The organism is Bathymodiolus azoricus thioautotrophic gill symbiont (genome assembly GCF_001298715.1).
In the GTDB taxonomy this organism is placed as follows: Bacteria; Pseudomonadota; Gammaproteobacteria; order PS1; family Pseudothioglobaceae; genus Thiodubiliella.
The window spans coordinates 1-2,654 of record NZ_CDSC02000015.1 but is presented as its reverse complement, the minus strand read 5'-3'; the positions used below and the strand labels follow the sequence as shown (position 1 = coordinate 2,654).

General features: G+C 32.7%; 2 pseudogenes. Both read left to right on the top strand.

Features of this window, described 5'->3' with window-relative positions:
• Positions 1 to 274 precede the first annotated feature (274 nt).
• Positions 275 to 370 (top strand): annotated as a pseudogene (locus BAZSYMA_RS09610) (CoA transferase); the annotation flags it as partial.
• Between the two features lie 475 nt (positions 371 to 845).
• A pseudogene (locus tag BAZSYMA_RS10500) lies at positions 846 to 1,001 on the top strand (CoA-transferase); the annotation flags it as partial.
• Between the last annotated feature and the right edge of the window lie 1,653 nt (positions 1,002 to 2,654).

Genomic DNA, 2,654 nt, shown 5'->3' with positions numbered 1-2,654 from the left:
CTTTTGCTCAGAAATTTGAGTTGAAATGATCTTTGGGTGGCCCACTTTCAAAATTATGTGTAACACACCCATTTTCTATCAACTTTAGATGTCAAATTGATAACCAGGTGAGCGATTACAGGCTCCTGGGAGCCTCTAGTTTACAGAAGTTTTAGCTTTAAGGGACAATACAGACAAGTATTAAATAAAATTATACTTGTTTTTCTTTAACAATATTTTGTCGCAATGTATTAAATATGTTTGAAAAACCAAATTTAGTTTGATTTTATGTTCTAGATTAAAACGAATGATCTCATCCTATGTAGGAGAAAATGCAGAATTTGAACGGCAGTATCTATCTGGTGAATTAGAAGTGGAGTTAACTCCTCAGGTATTTAATGTTATAAGTTACGGACAATAAATGTTTAGTGGCACATCCTTCAACTTCACCATGTGTGGGAATAGAGTTGACCTTTAGTGATTTTGTAGGTAGATATGAATCCAACTATTATGTGATCACAGGCTGATTCACAGCCACTATTATGGGGTACCTAAATAATTTGATTAATTTTATACCCAAGTTAATTTTCTCAAGTATATAACAAGAAGAGAAACTTAAAAATGATTTCTTCTACAGTGTCAGTTTGTATAATAATGTGTACAATTATGTACTACTTTCTTCACTCATGAACAAGACTATTGAGGAAGAAAATTGATCACTGACTTTGATTGGTGAGCATTGTACTTTATCAGCCAATGCATTTGTTGTAAAACGACTATTTTATATAGTTTTCATTAGTATTACAATATATAATTTTGAGGACAAAAATGATAGATTTATTTTAAATAGATATTTTTTTCCAATGCAGGGTACACTTGCAGAGAGAATTCGTGCTGGTGGTGCAGGTGTTCCTGCATTCTTCACACCAACTGGTTATGGAACTTTGATTCAGAAAGGTGGAGCTCCAATTAAATACAATCCAGACAAATCTATTGGTATTGCTAGTCAACCAAGGGAGGTAAGTCATGTCACTTCTGTTGGTACAAGGGAAATTTCATTACCTAAAGTGGTTTGTGTCCAAGGTATTTGTAATGACTAAGATATTTTCAGATGATATTTGTCAATAGCTGTACAGAAAGATCTGATTATACCCATTATACTGATAAGGTTTTGTTGATGCATATTATAGTTGGGCAGAAAAAAATACATAACTTTTTTAGCCAGAGATTTTATGGCCTGCATATGATAGTAAAGGGGTATATATAGTTTTCAGTTTGTTCATTGGTTTGTTTGTTCGTCTGTCCTGCTTCACTTTGTGAATGAAACTCCTCTGAGTACATTGGTCCGATAGCTTTCAAATATGATAAGATGATTGGTCATGGTGTGTAGTTGATCAAATTATCCCGTCATTTTCATTCAACGATTTTTGTAGGAGTTATGGGACTTTAACATTTTCATGCAATTTTAATATATTTATACTTTGTGAACACAACTCCCCTGAGGTTGTTGGTCTGATAGCAATCATATATGATTCGATGATGCGTCATGATGTGCAGTCGACCATATTATTTAGTGGGGCATTTGATTTGATGATTTTTGGAGTTATTGGACTTTTTCTACATGTGAACACAACTCCTCTTAGATTTTTGGTCCAAAGTATTTTCAACGTAGACTTTGTGAATGCAACTCGTCTGAGATTGTTGGTCCGATAGCTTTCAGATTTGATCAAGTGATTGGTCATGATGTATAGTTGATCATATTATCCAGCCATTTTGAATCGAAAATTTTGTAGTAGTCATGAGACTTTTAACCTTTTCATGCATTTTCAATATAGTTATACCTGTGAATGGAACCCCTTTGAGTCATTGGTTTGATAGCTTTCATATATGCTACAATGATTGATCATGATATGTAGTCAACCATATTATTTGGCATAGTGTCCTTTGGACACAGTAAATTTTTGTCAAAAATTTAGTGCAATTACGATATAGTTTTGGGGCTGAATAATCGTTTCTTATAGACATTGTAATGGTGTGAATAAACTGTTTACTAAAAGACAATTATACTATTAAAACGGATCCATTTAAAATATGTGGGGGCAGGGCATTCTTTCATGATAAAATTGTCTTGTTTTCATTAGATTATTTCCTTGTCCTGCAGTTCTGAAATCTGCAGGACCCACTGATTTTTTGCAGGACATTTTTTTTTTCAGTGAACAAGCTCTAACAGATAGTTTTAACTATAAAGATTTATTAAAATTCTCTTTTAAATTACCACTATATGGTTTACAATGGGCAGTGCATAGTGTGCAAGTCTTCTTGAACCTTTTTGTTTTGTCGTAACTTAGCCATGAAACATCCATGACACAATTTGCCATTAAATGACTGAACAGGCCTTTTCTCTTTTTCATTTTCTTTCCTTTTTTCTGAATCATGATCTGGTACAGTTCATTGGGCTATTAAATTTCCAGATAAGTTCCTTGGCTTAAGCTTATAAAATAAACAACAGTATACCAAAGTTGAATATCATTGGACTAATACTTATGTTTTTTAGAATGTGCTATGCGATTTTTTAAACATTGGTCACAAATGTCTTATGACCATCTAGTTGAAACTATATCAACGTAAAAGAATATTTTAAGACCAGAATTTCATTAGTTATATTAACAAGAATT